The 15,609-nt window shown below is 70.1% G+C and carries 12 protein-coding genes; 8 read left to right on the top strand and 4 right to left on the bottom strand.

Going from position 1 to position 15,609, the window contains the following annotated elements:
* Positions 1 to 116: 116 nt before the first annotated feature.
* Positions 117 to 335, bottom strand: coding sequence for a hypothetical protein (locus ACK4LS_RS07585; RefSeq protein ID WP_409715533.1), 219 nt, complete (start codon positions 333 to 335; stop codon positions 117 to 119).
* A 165-nt stretch (positions 336 to 500) separates the two neighbouring features.
* On the opposite strand from ACK4LS_RS07585, the gene ACK4LS_RS07580 reads away from it, so the two are divergent.
* On the top strand, positions 501 to 2,570 hold the full coding sequence (locus ACK4LS_RS07580) for a type IIA DNA topoisomerase subunit B (RefSeq protein ID WP_409715530.1): 2,070 nt from the start codon (positions 501 to 503) through the stop codon (positions 2,568 to 2,570).
* 162 nt (positions 2,571 to 2,732) lie between these two features.
* Here ACK4LS_RS07580 and ACK4LS_RS07575 read toward each other — a convergent pair whose 3' ends face one another.
* On the bottom strand, positions 2,733 to 5,195 hold the full coding sequence (locus ACK4LS_RS07575) for a DNA topoisomerase (ATP-hydrolyzing) subunit A (protein WP_409715527.1): 2,463 nt from the start codon (positions 5,193 to 5,195) through the stop codon (positions 2,733 to 2,735).
* Positions 5,196 to 5,266: 71 nt separating this feature from the next.
* Between ACK4LS_RS07575 and ACK4LS_RS07570 the strand changes: the two genes are divergently transcribed.
* Entirely contained in the window at positions 5,267 to 6,394 is a 1,128-nt protein-coding gene (locus ACK4LS_RS07570) for an alkaline phosphatase family protein (RefSeq protein WP_409715524.1), read from the top strand.
* 45 nt (positions 6,395 to 6,439) lie between these two features.
* On the opposite strand, the gene sepH is transcribed toward ACK4LS_RS07570, so the two are convergent.
* Complete coding sequence (gene sepH, locus ACK4LS_RS07565) at positions 6,440 to 7,465, bottom strand: septation protein SepH (RefSeq protein ID WP_409715521.1); 1,026 nt, start codon at positions 7,463 to 7,465, stop codon at positions 6,440 to 6,442.
* A 221-nt stretch (positions 7,466 to 7,686) separates the two neighbouring features.
* Between sepH and ACK4LS_RS07560 the strand changes: the two genes are divergently transcribed.
* Positions 7,687 to 7,980 (top strand): DUF4193 domain-containing protein, encoded by a 294-nt coding sequence (locus ACK4LS_RS07560; protein WP_055837222.1) that lies wholly within the window; start codon positions 7,687 to 7,689, stop codon positions 7,978 to 7,980.
* On the opposite strand, the gene ACK4LS_RS07555 is transcribed toward ACK4LS_RS07560, so the two are convergent.
* Complete coding sequence (locus ACK4LS_RS07555) at positions 7,955 to 8,446, bottom strand: DUF3093 domain-containing protein (protein ID WP_409715627.1); 492 nt, start codon at positions 8,444 to 8,446, stop codon at positions 7,955 to 7,957. The two genes, ACK4LS_RS07560 and ACK4LS_RS07555, sit on opposite strands and share 26 nt — an antisense overlap.
* A gap of 12 nt (positions 8,447 to 8,458) precedes the next feature.
* Between ACK4LS_RS07555 and dut the strand changes: the two genes are divergently transcribed.
* From dut to dxs, 5 genes are all read left to right on the top strand, one after another.
* On the top strand, positions 8,459 to 8,914 hold the full coding sequence (gene dut, locus ACK4LS_RS07550; RefSeq protein ID WP_409715518.1) for a dUTP diphosphatase: 456 nt from the start codon (positions 8,459 to 8,461) through the stop codon (positions 8,912 to 8,914).
* The gene (locus ACK4LS_RS07545; protein ID WP_409715515.1) at positions 8,911 to 9,543 is read left to right on the top strand and encodes a DUF3710 domain-containing protein; all 633 of its coding nucleotides are present in this window, start codon (positions 8,911 to 8,913) and stop codon (positions 9,541 to 9,543) included. The genes dut and ACK4LS_RS07545 overlap by 4 nt, the downstream gene beginning before the upstream one ends.
* Positions 9,540 to 10,295 (top strand): DUF3159 domain-containing protein, encoded by a 756-nt coding sequence (locus tag ACK4LS_RS07540; protein ID WP_409715512.1) that lies wholly within the window; start codon positions 9,540 to 9,542, stop codon positions 10,293 to 10,295. Before ACK4LS_RS07545 ends, ACK4LS_RS07540 begins: the two co-directional genes overlap by 4 nt.
* A 134-nt stretch (positions 10,296 to 10,429) precedes the next feature.
* Positions 10,430 to 13,270 (top strand): aconitate hydratase, encoded by a 2,841-nt coding sequence (locus ACK4LS_RS07535; protein WP_409715509.1) that lies wholly within the window; start codon positions 10,430 to 10,432, stop codon positions 13,268 to 13,270.
* A gap of 244 nt (positions 13,271 to 13,514) precedes the next feature.
* Positions 13,515 to 15,464: a 1-deoxy-D-xylulose-5-phosphate synthase gene (dxs, locus tag ACK4LS_RS07530; protein WP_409715507.1), complete on the top strand. Its 1,950-nt coding sequence runs from the start codon at positions 13,515 to 13,517 to the stop codon at positions 15,462 to 15,464.
* The last annotated feature ends 145 nt before the right edge of the window (positions 15,465 to 15,609 follow it).

Below are 15,609 nucleotides of genomic sequence, written 5' to 3'. Positions count from 1 at the left end.
GACGTCGCCGCCCGGGGCCGCGGGGCGCTGCCTGCGATCAGTCGGCGCGCCCACACGCAGAACGGGCCCCGATCCGCTCCCGGAGGAGCGGCACGGGGCCCGTTCTGACGAGTGTCTCAGTCTGTGGCGTTGAGTCGCGCCGTCTCGTCGTGCCACGACGTGGCGACGCTGCGGAGCTTCTCCTCGTACTTGCGGCCGTGGTGCGCGCAGAACAGCAGTTCGCTGCCGTTGACCTCGGCGGCGATGTAAGCCTGTGCGCCGCAGGAGTCGCAGCGATCGGCCGCCGTCAGGCGGTGGTCGAGAACAGACGCTTCGGGTGCAGTCGTGGTGGTCATCTCGGGTGCCCTCCTCAAGTGGTCGTGGGCGAGTCTCCATATACAACCACGCGGATGTTTCCCCAATGCCGCCGCTTGATCACATTTCGCTGTGCGCGTACGGTGACCCGACCAGCCTGTGTGTCTGGCAGGGGATGTCGGTGGGCCCGATTACGCTCGGAGATTGTGACATCCGAGTACTCCGCCCACCACCTGCAGGTCCTCGAGGGCCTCGAAGCCGTGCGCAAGCGCCCGGGCATGTACATCGGCTCCACCGACTCCCGTGGCCTCATGCACTGCCTGTGGGAGATCATCGACAACTCCGTCGACGAAGCCCTCGGCGGCCACGGCACGCGCATCGACATCGTGCTGCACGCCGACGGCAGCGTCGAGGTGCGCGACCGCGCCCGCGGCATCCCCGTCGACGTCGAGCCCCGCACCGGTCTCACGGGCGTCGAGGTCGTGTTCACCAAGCTGCACGCCGGCGGCAAGTTCGGCGGCGGCTCGTACGCGGCCTCCGGCGGTCTGCACGGCGTCGGCGCGTCGGTCGTGAACGCCCTGTCCGAGCGTCTCGACGTCGAAGTCGACCGCGCCGGCAAGACCTACGCGATGTCCTTCCACCGCGGCGAGCCCGGCCTGTTCGCGGGCGACGGCCCCGATTCGCCCTTCACGCCGTTCGATCGCAGCAGTGAACTGCGCGTGATCGGCAAGGCACCGCGCGGCGTCACGGGAACGCGCATCCGCTACTGGGCCGACCGCCAGATCTTCACCAAAGACGCGGCCTTCGGTCACGACGAGCTCGTGCAGCGCGTTCGACAGACGGCCTTCCTCGTGCCGGGGCTCGAGATCGTCGTGCTCGACGACCGCGGCGAAGAGCGCATCGAGACGAGCTACCGATTCGACGGCGGCATCTCCGAGTTCGCCGACTTCCTCGCTCCCGACGCCGCGGTGACCGACACCTGGCGACTCACCGGCACGGGCACCTTCACCGAGACCGTGCCGGTGCTCCAGCCCGGCGGGTCGATGATTCCCACCGAGCTCGAGCGCACGTGCGAGGTCGACATCGCGGTGCGATGGGGCACCGGCTACGACACCACCACCCGCTCGTTCGTCAACATCATCGCCACGCCGAAGGGCGGCACGCACCAGCAGGGCTTCGAGCAGGGCCTGATGAAGGTGCTGCGCACGCAGGTCGACCAGAACGCGCGCAAGCTCAAGGTCGGCAACGACAAGATCGAGAAAGACGACATCCTCGCCGGCCTCTCGGCGGTGCTGACCGTCCGCCTGCCCGAGCCTCAGTTCGAAGGCCAGACGAAAGAGGTGCTCGGCACCCCAGCGGTCCGCCAGATCGTGGCGACCGTCGTGCAGAAGGAGCTCGCCGCGCGCTTCGCGTCGGCCAAGCGCGACGACAAGGCGCAGACGGCGCAGCTGCTCGAGAAGGTGGTGTCCGAGATGAAGGCGCGCATCTCGGCGCGCACTCACAAAGAGACCCAGCGTCGCAAGAACGCCCTCGAGTCGTCGTCCCTGCCCGCCAAGCTCGTCGACTGCCGTTCGAACGACGTCAACGACTCCGAGCTCTTCATCGTCGAGGGCGACTCCGCGCTCGGCACCGCCAAGCTCGCGCGCAACAGCGAATACCAGGCGCTCCTGCCCATCCGCGGCAAGATCCTGAACACGCAGAAGGCGTCCATCAGCGACATGCTCTCCAACGCGGAGTGCGCCTCGATCATCCAGGTGATCGGCGCCGGCTCCGGTCGCTCCTTCGATCTCGACGCCGCCCGCTACGGCAAGGTCATCCTGATGAGCGACGCCGACGTCGACGGCGCGCACATCCGCACGCTGCTGCTGACGCTGTTCTTCCGGTACATGCGTCCCCTCGTCGAAGAGGGCCGGGTCTTCGCCGCCGTCCCGCCGCTGCACCGCGTCGTGGTCATGAATCCCGGAACGAAGCCGAACGAGACGATCTACACCTACAGCGAGCAGGAGCTTCACGCCCTGCTCACCAAGCTCAAGCGCTCGAACAAGCGCTGGCAGGAGCCCGTGCAGCGTTACAAGGGCCTCGGCGAGATGGATGCCGACCAGCTCGCGACCACCACGATGGACCGGGCCGGGCGCATGCTGCGCCGCGTGCGGGTGCAGGACATGGAGGCCGCGGCTTCCGTCTTCGACCTGCTCATGGGTAGCGACGTCGCGCCGCGCCGCGAGTTCATCATCGACTCGAGCGACCGCCTGGCTCGCGAACGCATCGACGTCTGACGCCGGCTGCGCTGCGGGGACGCCTCATCGGGACGCACCCGACCGCGGCCCCCGGAGCGCGTCAGCTCCGCGCCGGGGCTGCGCTGCGGGGACGCCTCATCGGGACGCACCCGACAGCGGCCCCGGAGCGCACCGGCTCCGCGCCGGCGCCGTGCCCGACGCTCAGCGGACGGACGTGCCGATCGCGCCGACGACCGCGTCGAGCGGCTGGCCCGACGCATCGCGCTTGGCGGCGCCCTCGGGCAGAGTGCGCACCGACCCGTCGGGTCCGACCGCGCGGGGGTCCGTGCCCACCCACGCGAGCACGAGGGCGTCCTCGCCGCGGAGGAGCCGCTGCGCCCGCACCCCACCCGTGGCCCGCCCCTTCGCCGGGAACTCGGTGAACGCCGATACCTTCGCGCTGCCGGCGTCCGTGCCCGGGAGGGCCGCGGACGAGCCGGCGACGGTCACTACGACCGCGTCGAACGCCGACGCGCCCACGACGGCGAAGGCGATCACCCGCGCGCCGTCGGTGAGTCGGATGCCGGCCATGCCGCCCGCCGAACGCCCCTGCGGCCGGACGGACGAGGCCTCGAAGCGGAGGAGCTGCGCGTCGCTGGCGACGAAGACGAGTTCGGCGTTGTCGCCCGCGGGGGCGGCACCCACCACGCGATCGCCGTCACGGAGGGCGATGATCTCGATCTCGGGCTTCGTGCCGAGCTCGCTCGCGGCCACCCGCTTGACCACGCCCTGCTCGGTGCCGAGGGCGATCGTGGGGGAGTCGACCAGCGGCACGAGGGCCACGACGCTTTCTCCCTTGTCCAGGCTCAGGTACTGCTCGACCCGCGTCCCCGCGGCCAGGTGCACCGAGTTCGCCGGGACCGAGGGCAGGTCGACCGGGGAGAAGCGCACCAGGCGCCCCGCCGAGGTGACCGCGCCGATGTCGCCGCGCGTGGTGGTGTCGACCGACGACCGGATGGCGTCGTGCTTCGAGCGGCGCGCGGGCGGCACCACTCCACCGCCCGGGGCGTCGGCGATCAGCTCGGCGCGCACCATGCGGCTCGTGGCCGACAGGTACACGCGACAGGGAGCGTCGGCGATCCGCAGGTCGGCGGCGGCCGCGGCTTTCGCCGACCGGGGTTGCACCGGGCCGCCGTTGAGCAGCATCGTGCGGCGGGGCGTGCCGTAAGCCTCGGCCGCGGCATCCAGTTCGGATGCCACCTGCTGACGCAGGAGCGTCTCGCTGCCGAGCAGCTCGACGAGCTGCGCGATCTCGGCGTTCAGCTGGTCGCGTTCCGCCTCGAGCTCGATGCGCGAGAACTTGGTCAAGCGGCGCAGGCGCAGTTCGAGGATGTATTCGGCCTGGGGATGCGAGAGATCGAAGACCTCCTGCAGCTTGGTCCGCGCCTGCTCGCCGTCGTCGGACGAGCGGATGACCTGGATGACTTCGTCGATGTCGAGGATGGCGATGAGCAGTCCCTCGACCAGGTGCAGGCGCTCGCGCTTGCGGGCCAGCCGATACTCGCTGCGGCGGGTGACGACGCGGATGCGGTGATCCACGTACACGCGTAACATCTCGCGCAGGCCGAGCGTCTGGGGCTGGCCATCGACGAGAGCGACGTTGTTGATGCCGAAGGAGTCCTCGAGCGGGGTGAGGCGGTAGAGCTGCTCGAGCACGGCCTTCGGGTCGAAGCCCGTCTTGATGCCGATGACCAGCCGCAGGCCGTTGTTGCGGTCGGTGAGGTCGGTGACGTCGGCGATGCCGGTCAGCTTCTTGGCCTGCACCGCATCTTTGATCTTCTCGATCACGCGCTCGGGCCCGACCAGGTAGGGCAGCTCCGTGATGACGATCCCCGTGCGGCGGGGACCGAGCGACTCGATCGACGCCTTCGCGCGGGTGCGGAAGGTGCCGCGGCCGTTCGTATAGGCGTCTTTGATGCCGTCGAGACCGACGATGATGCCACCCGAGGGCAGGTCGGGGCCCGGGACGAACTCCATGAGCTCCTCGACCGTGGCATCCGGGTGCTGCAGCAGGTGGATGGCGGCGCCCACGACCTCGATGAGGTTGTGCGGGGCCATGTTTGTCGCCATGCCGACCGCGATGCCGGTGGCGCCGTTGACGAGCAGGTTCGGGAACGCCGCCGGCAGGACCTCGGGCTGCTGGAACTGCCCGTCGTAGTTGGGGATGAAATTGACGACGTCCTCGTCGAGGTTCTCGGTGAGGGCGAGGGCCGGCGGCGCCAGGCGAGCCTCGGTGTAGCGCGGGGCGGCGGGGCCGTCGTCGAGCGAGCCGAAGTTGCCGTGCCCGTCGACGAGCGGCACGCGCAGCGAGAAGTGCTGCGCGAGGCGCACGAGGGCGTCGTAGATCGGGGCGTCGCCGTGCGGGTGGAGCTTTCCCATCACCTCGCCCACCACGCGGGCGCTCTTGACGTGCCCGCGGTCGGGGCGCAGGCCCATCTCGGCCATCTGGTACAGGATGCGGCGCTGCACCGGCTTCAGGCCGTCGCGCGCGTCGGGCAGAGCGCGCGAATAGATCACCGAGTAGGCGTACTCGAGGAACGACCCCTGCATCTCGGTCGAGACATCGACGTCTTCGATGCGCTCGGCGACCGAAGACGCGGGGGAGGAGGAACGGGAATCGGGCATGGAAGCGGCCTCGGGTCGGGCGGGCGTCCGGAGCGGACGGGGATCGGGAGCCGTGTGGAAGACTTGCCCCGATGTCACTCAGCCTACCGGCGGACCCGCCGCGCTCTCGGAGCCTCACCGGTGTGGTGGAGCAGTCGATCGCCGCGCTGTCCGGCGCGTCCGATTGGTTCGGCCCCGCGCGCAGCGCGATCATCTTCCTCGTCGACGGGCTCGGCGCCCACAACCTCGCCGCCCGTCGCGGACACGCACGGTTCCTGGGCTCCGTCGGCGGCCGCCGTGACGTCGCGCGCACCGTGTTCCCCTCCACCACCGCCGCCGCGCTGACGAGCCTGCTGACCGGGACCGACCCCGGTGCCCACGGCATCGTCGGCTACCGTGCGCGCGTCCCCGGCACCGACACCGTGCCGAATCAGCTGCACGGGTGGGAGACCGACGGCCTCGACCCGCACACCTGGCAGCGCCGCACCCCGCTGTTCGAGACGCACGCGGCGGGAGGTCGCCCGGCCTTCGTGGTGTCCAAGCCGAGCTACACCGGCACCGGCTTCACCGAGGCCACACTGCGCGGGGCGCAGTTCTTCCCGTCCGACGACCTCGACGAGCGCGTGGCCCGCGCGGCCGATCTCGCCGCCCGGCATCCGGGATCCATCACGTACCTCTACGCCCCCGAACTCGACACGGCGGGGCATCGCGACGGCTGGGAGTCCGACCGCTGGACCGACACGCTCGAACAGGTCGACGCCGCCGCCCGCCGCCTCGCCGACGCGATCGACCGCGGCACCGGGGTCCTGATCACGGCGGACCACGGCATGGTCGACGTGCCCGCGCACAAGCACGTGCTGCTGCGCGCGGGGAGCCCCCTGCTCGAGGGCGTCGCCCTCATCGGCGGCGAGCCCCGCATGCTGCACCTGTACACCGACGACGGACGGGCGGATGCCGTGGCCGTGCGCTGGAAAGAAGACGAGGCCGCACGCGCCTGGGTGCTCACCCGTGACGAGGCCATCGCCGCCGGGCTGTTCGGCGCGGTCGACGACGACGTGCACGCGCGCATCGGCGACGTGCTCGTGGCCGCACGCGGGCGGTTCGCCTACTACGACGACCGCGAGGCCGACAAACGACCCCAGCGCATGGTCGGGCAGCACGGCTCGCTGACCGACGAGGAGCGCACCGTTCCGCTGCTGCGCCTGGGCGCCTTCGCCTGAGTCGGAGGCCGCTCGCACGCCCTCCGACCCCTCGCGAGGGGGAGGTCAGCTCTCGTCGGAACGGGCGCCGAAGACGATCTCGTCCCAGGAGGGCATCGAGGGGCGACCTTTGGCGCGGCGCGCCGTGTCGGGTTGAGGACGCTCGGGCTCGACCGTGTCGTCGATCGCCTCGTCGGAGTATCCAGGCTCCACCGCGTCGAAGAGCGCGACCGGAGGGGTCGAGGGGCGCGGCTCCGGCTCGACCTCGTTCGTGCCGGGCAGCGGCTCCCGCTGCCCACGGCGGCGGCGCAGCGCCTCGAGCAGGTCGGCGGTCTCGGACGAGGTCACCGGGGCATCGGGGGCGCGCTTGATCGCCGCCGCCTGCACGGCCGGGGCGACGGGGCCGGTGGCCTCGACCCCCGGCTCGTCGTCGATGTCGAGACGGCGGGGACCGAAGGCTCCGCTGTCGAAGCGCGAGTCGTCCTTCGAGACGCTGTCGAGGGCGCGCAGGCGCGGGATGAGTCCCTCGGGCAGCGATCCCTGCCGCGAGAGCTGGATCGCGTCGGCGTTCTGGGGGGACAGGCTGCTGCGGCGCGGGTCGAAGCCCCATCGGGCGTCGTGGTCGATCCCGTTCGCGGTGAACTCGAGCTTGACCAACCAGCCCGCGTTCTCTTTCCAGCTCGTCCAGCGCTCCGCCGAGGCGCCGGCTTCGGCGAGCTTGGCGCGCACGGCCGCCCCGAAGGTGATGGGACCGTCGTGATCGAGCGTGCCGCCCAGCAGCACGGGCACGGCGAGGGCCTGACCGACGACGTGCTCGCGCTCGGCGAGCACGGGTCGCTCGAAGCGCTCCACGTCCTCGACGCGGGCGTTCAGAAGGGTCGCCACCTCGCGGGCCGAGAGGCCGGCGCGGATGTGGGCCTGGATCTCGCGGGGGCTGGGTCGCGGGGCGCGGTCGTCGTCCTCGCGGTCGCGGCGCGCGCGGCGCGCCTCGGCGCGCAGCACCTCGTCGAGCGCGAGGGCGAATCGCTCGCCCGATTGCGTCGCCACGACGAGGACGTCATCTTCGGTTCCGATGACTTTGAGCTGTTCCATGCGAAACACCCCTCCGATCTGCGGTCAGCGCCCATGCTGACATGCGGGCCGCCCGGTTGCGGGAATATCCAGGGCGCGCCGCGAGTTTCCCGTCTCGCCCGACACGCAGACGCGTCCGAGAGCATTTGCTTATCGAGGACGTGTCATGCAAACTGTGGCCGCCCGATCGGGCACCCGATGGGGCAGAGCACCACGAAAACCGGAAGTAGAGACCCGCACGCATGGCAACCGATTACGACGCACCGCGCAAGACCGAGGACGACAGCGAGTCGATCGAGGCCCTCAAGGAGCGCGTGCCCGACAAGGCGTCGGGGTCGATCGACAACGAGGATGCCGACAACCCCTCGGGCTTCGAACTGCCCGGCGCCGACCTTTCCGACATCGAACTCGATGTCGTCGTCCTGCCCGCTCAGGAGGACGAGTTCACCTGCATGAACTGCTTCCTCGTGAAGCACCGTTCCCAGATCGCGGAGGAGAGCGGCCCCGGCTTCATCTGCCTGGAGTGCGCAGCCTGACCTGAGCGCGCTGGATCGCCGCCACCAGGCGATCCGGCGTGCGGGTGGACACCACCCACGACGGGGTCGGATCGTCGGGATCGGTCACGGGCACCGTGACGATGCCGTCGATCCCGCCCCGGATGACGTGCCAGGCCCGGCGGTCGAGACCACTCCCACGGGCCGTCCGCGCCTCCTCCGCCGTGACGCCGGCCGGCGCCCCCAGCAGATCGACGGGAATGTGAGCGCGCCCGGCGCGCAATTCGCCGTCCCGCACCTCGACCACGGGGGAGAGGGCGAGCAGCGCCGCGACGATCGCCACCGACACGACGAGGCCGATGAACAGCGCCAGGGTCGTGTCCAGCGGCGAGAACACGACGGCGGCCATCGGGCCGCACACGGCGGCGGCGACGAGCGCCCACAGCGACGGGCTGAGACGCTCGCGATACTCGGCTGCGGTGCGGATGCCGCACCCCCTCTTCTGCATTACCCTCATGGGGTGACCGAAACGGTGGACGTCCTCATTGTCGCATCCGAGCCCCCGGTCTTCGCCCACCCCGGCGACGCCGGAGCCGACCTCACCGCCGCCGAGGCGGTGCGCCTCGAACCCGGGCGCCGCGCTCTCGTCGCCACCGGTGTGCGTGTCGCCCTCCCCGAGGGCTTCGCCGCCTTCGTCGTCCCGCGCAGCGGCCTGGCCGCGAAGCACGGGATCACGATCGTCAACTCTCCGGGCACGATCGACGCCGGCTACCGGGGCGAGATCAAGGTGGCCCTGCTCAACACCGACCTCGACGAGGCCTACGACATCGCGGTCGGAGACCGCATCGCCCAGCTGATCGTGATGCCCGTCCCTTCCGTGCGTTTCGTCCCCGTCGACGATCTTCCCGACAGCGCGCGCGGTCAGGGCGGCTTCGGATCCAGCGGATACCAGACCCTGCAAGGGAGCACCCGATGACCGACGACGAGTCGCGAAACACCCCCGAGGCCGATCAGCCCGGGACCGAGATCGCCCCGCCCGCCAAGAGCGCCCCGCTCGACCGCGACAGCGCGGGACCGTTCGACGAGGCCGAGGCCAACCCCGTGCGCCCCTACATCGACCTGGGCGGCATCAAGATCCTCCCGCGCGAGGGTCTGAACCTGCGCCTCGAGGTGGAGGAGCAGACCAAGCGCATCGTCGCCGTGGGCTTGGACTACGCCGATTCCACGCTGCAGGTGCAGCCGTTCGCGGCGCCCCGCACGAGCGGGCTGTGGGAGGAGACGCGCGAGCAGATCCGCCAGCAGGTCAAGCAACAGGGCGGGCGTGTCGAGGAGCGCGAGGGCCCGCTCGGGCCCGAGCTGCTCGCGGAGGTGCCGGTCATGGCGGGCGCCGACGGCGCGGGCAAGCGTCTCGCGCGCTTCGTGGGCGTCGACGGACCGCGCTGGTTCCTGCGCGGCGTCGTCGGGGGAGCCGCGACGTCCGACGTCGAGGCCGCCGCCGCGGTGGAGGACCTGTTCCGATCGATCGTCGTCGTTCGCGGTGCGTCACCCATGCCCCCGCGCGATCTCATCCCCCTCCGGATGCCGGCGACCCCCGGCACGGCATGAGCGACGAGCCCGCCCGCCCGGTGTCCGACGCCGATCGCGTCCCCCTCGAACCGCCGTCCGCGGCGGAGGGCGTGGGAGCGGCGCTGGGCAACGCCGCACGCCGCGCGGGCCTGGACCCCGCGGCGCACAGCAGCACGGGCGCGGCGGTGTGGTCGGCCATGGGTGGCTGGCGCGGCATCCTCGAATCCGTCCTGCCGTCGCTGGCGTTCGTGGTGCTGTTCACCGTCACGATCGATCCCGAGACGCGCCAGGGCGACCTGTGGGTGAGCCTCGGCGTGTCGGTGGGGCTGGCGCTGGTGTTCACGCTCGCCCGCCTCGTCGCGAAGTCGCCACCGAGCGCCGCGATCGGAGGTCTCCTGGCCACCGCCGGTGCCGCGGTGCTCGCACTCGTCACCGGTCGCGGTCAAGACAACTTCGTGCTGGGGTTCTTCACGAACGGCGCCTACGGCACCGCTTTCCTCGTCTCGGCGCTCGTCGGTTGGCCCCTGATCGGCCTGGCGGCGGGGTACCTGCTCGGGGAGGGCACGCGCTGGCGGGCGGACCGCCGCAAGCGACGCGCCTACACGTGGCTGTCCGTCGCATGGGCGGCGTTGTTCGCCGCGCGGCTCGCGGTGCAACTGCCGCTGTACTTCGCCGGCGACGTCACCGCGCTGGGCACCTTGAAGATCGTGATGGGCCTGCCGTTGTTCGCGCCGATGCTCGCCGTGACATGGCTCGTGGTGCGTTCTCTCTCACCTCGGCGCGAGTCCTGATATTATCTTGACATCAAGATAAATCCCTCCCCCCGAGCGGTTAGGTCGACCTTCCTGGAATCGGCTTCTCGGCGCGGGGAAGATGGAGGGGATGCGGGCTGACGCCTGCGCATTCGCCGACGAAGGAGACGATCGTGTCCACGGTTGACAGCTTCGGTGCAAAGAGCACCCTGACGGTCGGCAGCACCGACTACGAGATCTTCCGGATCGACACGGTCGCCGGTCACGAGAAGCTCCCCTTCAGCCTGAAGGTGCTGCTCGAGAACCTTCTGCGCACGGAAGACGGTGCCAACGTCACCAAGGAGCAGATCGAGGCCCTCGGGTCGTGGGTCCCCACGGCCGACCCCGACACCGAGATCCAGTTCACCCCGGCCCGCGTGGTCATGCAGGACTTCACCGGTGTGCCCTGCATCGTCGACCTCGCCACCATGCGCGAGGCCGTGACCGCCCTCGGCGGCGACCCGAACAAGATCAACCCGCTCTCGCCCGCCGAGATGGTCATCGACCACTCGGTCATCGCTGACCTGTTCGGCAGTGAGAACGCCCTCGAGCGCAACGTCGAGATCGAGTACCAGCGCAACGGCGAGCGGTACCAGTTCCTGCGCTGGGGCCAGACGGCCTTCGACGACTTCAAGGTCGTGCCGCCGGGAACCGGCATCGTCCACCAGGTCAACATCGAGCACCTGGCCAAGGTCGTCTACGACCGTTCGGTCGACGGCGTCCTGCGCGCCTACCCCGACACCTGCGTCGGCACCGACTCGCACACGACGATGGTCAACGGCCTCGGCGTGCTCGGTTGGGGCGTCGGCGGCATCGAGGCCGAGGCCGCGATGCTCGGCCAGCCCGTCTCGATGCTCATCCCGCGCGTCGTCGGCTTCAAGCTCAGCGGCGAGATCCCCGCCGGCGTGACCGCCACCGACGTGGTGCTCACGATCACCGACATGCTGCGCAAGCACGGCGTCGTCGGCAAGTTCGTCGAGTTCTACGGCGAAGGCGTCGCCTCGGTGCCCCTGGCCAACCGCGCCACGATCGGAAACATGAGCCCGGAGTTCGGCTCGACCGCGGCGATGTTCCCCATCGACGACGTCACGCTCGACTACCTGCGCCTGACCGGCCGCGACGAGCAGACCGTCGCCCTCGTCGAGGCCTACGCCAAGGAGCAGAAGCTCTGGCACGACCCCTCGCGCGAACTGAACTTCAGCGAGTTCATGGAGCTCGACCTCTCCACGGTCGTCCCCTCCATCGCCGGCCCGAAGCGCCCGCAGGACCGCATCCTGCTGTCCGAGGCCAAGTCGCAGTTCGAGAAGGACATCCTGAACTACGCCGCGGCGTCGACGTCGGGCTCCATCGTCGATCTCGAGGTCGACGGCACCTTCCCCGCCTCCGACCCCGGATCCGTCCCCGGTGAAGAGGGCGAGGACGTGACCGAGACCGAAGTGCTCATCTCCTCGGGTCACCCCGCGAACGCCTCGAAGCCGGTCAAGGTCACCACGCCCGACGGGCAGTCCTACCTGCTCGACAACGGTGCGGTCACCCTCGCGGCCATCACCTCGTGCACCAACACCTCCAACCCGTCGGTCATGATCGCGGCGGGCCTGCTCGCCAAGAACGCCGTCGACAAGGGCCTGAAGCGCAAGCCGTGGGTCAAGACGACGCTCGGACCGGGCTCGAAGGTCGTCACCGACTACTACGAGAAGTCCGGCCTCGACAAGGCGCTCGAGGGCCTCGACTTCTACACCGTCGGCTACGGCTGCACCATCTGCATCGGCAACTCCGGTCCGCTGATCGAAGAGGTCTCCGAGGCGGTCAACGAGAACGACCTGGCCGTCACGGCCGTGCTCTCGGGCAACCGCAACTTCGAGGGGCGCATCAGCCCCGACGTGAAGATGAACTACCTGGCATCCCCGCCCCTGGTGGTCGCCTACGCCCTCGCCGGCTCGATGAACTTCGACTTCGAGACCGACGCCCTCGGCACCGACCAGAACGGCGACGAGGTCTTCCTGAAAGACATCTGGCCCGCCCCCGACCAGGTGCAGACGATCATCGACGCGTCGATCTCGCGCGAGCAGTTCATCCAGCAGTACGCCACCGTCTTCGAGGGCGACGAGCGCTGGAAGAACCTGCCCACCCCGACCGGCCCGATCTTCGAATGGGATGCCGACTCGACCTACGTGCGCAAGGCTCCCTACTTCGACGGCATGTCGATGGAGCCCTCGCCGGTCGCGGACATCACGGGTGCGCGTGTCATGGCGACGCTGGGCGACTCGGTCACCACCGACCACATCAGCCCGGCCGGCAACATCAAGGCGGGCACCCCCGCCGCGCAGTACCTCACCGAGCACGGCGTCGCGCAGAAGGACTTCAACTCCTACGGTTCGCGCCGTGGAAACCACGAGGTCATGATCCGCGGCACGTTCGCCAACATCCGCCTGAAGAACGAGCTCACGGCAGCGGTCAACGAGGGAACGGTCGTCGAGGGCGGCTACACCCGTGACTTCACGCAGCCCGGCGGTCCGCAGTCGTTCATCTACGACGCGAGCCAGAACTACCAGGCTCAGGGCACCCCGCTCGTGATCTTCGGCGGCAAGGAGTACGGCTCCGGCTCGTCGCGCGACTGGGCGGCCAAGGGCACGAACCTGCTGGGCGTGAAGGCCGTCATCACCGAGAGCTTCGAGCGCATCCACCGCTCGAACCTGATCGGCATGGGCGTCGTCCCGCTGCAGTTCCCGGCCGGCGAGACCTGGAAGACGCTGGGCCTCGACGGCACCGAGATCGTCTCGATCGAGGGCATCGAGCAGCTCAACGAGGGCGTGACGCCCAAGACCGTGAAGGTCACCGCCGAGCCGAGCGAGTTCTCGCCCGAGGGCAAGCAGACCGTCACGTTCGACGCCGTGGTCCGCATCGACACCCCCGGCGAGGCCGACTACTACCGCAACGGCGGCATCCTGCAGTACGTGCTGCGTTCGCTGGTCTGATCGCCGCGTCGACGTGCCCCGGGAGCCCCGCGCTCCCGGGGCACGTCGCTTTGCGGCGGACGCCCGCCCCGCGGGGTGCACGTCATCGGAACCGTCGCCCACCGCGACGCCGAGGCGACGAGAGTCAGCATCCCTCGACCACGCCCGCGCGCCGAACGCAAGCCGTTGCCGGGCCCGAGACGGCTCCCGAGACTAGAATCGACCCGTACGCGCGCCCCCGCGCGCACCCCACGAGAGGAGTCGCATGGCTCTCCTACCCGGAATCCACGGCCCCCGCGACCTCGACGGCCTGACGCCCGACGAGCTGCGTCAGCTGGCCGCCGAGGTGCGTTCGTTCCTCGTCGAGAACGTCGCCCGCACCGGTGGGCACCTCGGTCCGAACCTCGGCGTCGTCGAGCTGACGATCGCCCTGCACAAGGTCTTCGACTCGCCCGCCGATCCGATCATCTTCGACACCGGCCACCAGTCCTACGTGCACAAGATGCTCACTGATCGGCAGGACTTCTCGGCTCTCCGTTCGCGCGGTGGCCTCGCCGGCTACCCGCAGCGCTCCGAGAGCGAACACGACGTCGTGGAGTCCTCGCACGCATCGAGTTCGCTCAGTTGGGCCGACGGTGTGTCCCGCGCCTTCAGCCGCACCGGACGCCGTGACCGTCATGTCGTGGCCGTGGTCGGTGACGGCGCGCTCACCGGCGGCATGACCTGGGAGGCGCTGAACAACATCAGCGACGACAACGACCGCAACCTCGTGATCGTCGTCAACGACAACGGCCGCTCCTACGCCCCGACCATCGGCGGCATGGCGCGTTACCTCAACCGCGTGCGCACCAATGAGGCGTACCGCACCCTGCACCGCGGCTCCGACACCCTGTTCCGTCGGCTCGGACCCGCCGCCCGTGCGGTCTACCGCGGCGTCCGCGGCGGCACGCACGGCTTCCTGTCCCGTTTCACGAACAACGAGGCGCTCTACAGCAACCTCGACATCAAGTACCTCGGGCCCATCGACGGGCACGATTTCGAGTCGCTCATCGAGACGCTCGAGCTCGCCAAGTCGTACGGCGCGCCGGTCATCGTCCACGCCATCACCGACAAGGGCAGCGGCTACGCACCCGCGATGAGCGACGAGGCCGATCAGTTCCACGCCGTCGGCAAGATCGACCCCATCACCGGCGAGGCGCTCGGCTCCGGCGGCGGCACGCAGTGGACAGACGTCTTCGCCGAAGAGATCGTCGCCGTGGGTGCGGAGCGAGACGACGTCATCGCCATGACGGCCGCGATGCTGCGGCCCACCGGTCTGCAGCAGTTCGCCGAGCGCTTCCCCGAGCGCGTGTACGACGTCGGCATCGCCGAGCAGCACGCGGTGGCCTCCGCCGCCGGTCTCGCCTTCGGCGGGCTGCATCCCGTCGTCGCCATCTACGCGACCTTCATGAACCGCGCCTTCGACCAGGTGATGATGGACGTCGCCCTGCACAAGGCTGGAGTGACCTTCGTGCTCGACCGTGCCGGTGTCACCGGCCCCGACGGCCCCAGCCACCACGGGATCTGGGATCTCGCGATGCTGCAGCTCGTCCCCGGCATCCGGATCGCCGCTCCCCGCGACGCGACTCGTCTGCGCGAGGAGTTCCGCGAGGCCACGGCGGTCGAGGACGCCCCCACCGTGGTGCGGTACCCGAAGGGCAAAATACCCGCCGATGTCGAGGCCGTGGAGCGCCTGGCCGACGGCGTCGACGTGCTGGCTCGCGGCTCGGGCGAAGACGTGCTGCTGATCGGCATCGGCCCCATGGTGCACCTCGCCCTCGAAGTCGCCGAGCGGCTGCGGGCGCAGGGCATCGGCGCGACCGTCGTCGACCCGCGCTGGGCCATCCCCGTCCAGCCCTCGATCGTCGACCTCGCGCGGGAGCACCGTCTGGTCATCACGATCGAGGACGGCATCCGTGTCGGCGGCGTCGGCACGCGCGTGCGACAGGTGCTGCGCGAAGCGGGTGTCGACACGGCTGTCGACGAGCTCGGCATCCCGGACGAGTTCATCGATCACGCCACCCGCGAGCAGATCCTCGAGGATGCGGGGCTCACGGCCCCCAAGATCGCCCACGACGTGGTGGCGCAGGTGCTCGGCACCCGCGTGCCCATGGCGCGGCAGACGCCGACCGGCTCGATCCCGACGATCGACGCGTGGGAGAAGTCGCGCCCCTGACTCCCCGCCGACCGGTCGGGATGCCGTCATCCCGACCCGGTCCGTGTCGGCGGCGCCGCATTGGAACAGGCGATCCCGCCAGAACAGGACCCGACCGGGCGATCCCGGCCTGTTCTCACCGCATCGCCTGTCTCCGAACGATGCC

The sequence above is a fragment of the Microbacterium sp. genome (genome assembly GCF_046295495.1).
GTDB lineage: Bacteria > Actinomycetota > Actinomycetes > Actinomycetales > Microbacteriaceae > Microbacterium.
This window is presented reverse-complemented; position numbering and strand designations above follow the sequence as displayed.

What these genes read in the sequence shown, in the direction of transcription:
- ACK4LS_RS07585 (WP_409715533.1), bottom strand. Translation starts at nt 335, where the DNA reads ATGACCACCACGACTGCACCCGAAGCGTCTGTTCTCGACCACCGCCTG.
- ACK4LS_RS07575 (WP_409715527.1), bottom strand. Translation starts at nt 5,195, where the DNA reads ATGCCCGATTCCCGTTCCTCCTCCCCCGCGTCTTCGGTCGCCGAGCGC.
- ACK4LS_RS07570 (WP_409715524.1), top strand. Translation starts at nt 5,267, where the DNA reads ATGTCACTCAGCCTACCGGCGGACCCGCCGCGCTCTCGGAGCCTCACC.
- sepH (WP_409715521.1), bottom strand. Translation starts at nt 7,465, where the DNA reads ATGGAACAGCTCAAAGTCATCGGAACCGAAGATGACGTCCTCGTCGTG.
- ACK4LS_RS07560 (WP_055837222.1), top strand. Translation starts at nt 7,687, where the DNA reads ATGGCAACCGATTACGACGCACCGCGCAAGACCGAGGACGACAGCGAG.
- ACK4LS_RS07555 (WP_409715627.1), bottom strand. Translation starts at nt 8,446, where the DNA reads ATGCAGAAGAGGGGGTGCGGCATCCGCACCGCAGCCGAGTATCGCGAG.
- ACK4LS_RS07545 (WP_409715515.1), top strand. Translation starts at nt 8,911, where the DNA reads ATGACCGACGACGAGTCGCGAAACACCCCCGAGGCCGATCAGCCCGGG.
- ACK4LS_RS07540 (WP_409715512.1), top strand. Translation starts at nt 9,540, where the DNA reads ATGAGCGACGAGCCCGCCCGCCCGGTGTCCGACGCCGATCGCGTCCCC.
- dxs (WP_409715507.1), top strand. Translation starts at nt 13,515, where the DNA reads ATGGCTCTCCTACCCGGAATCCACGGCCCCCGCGACCTCGACGGCCTG.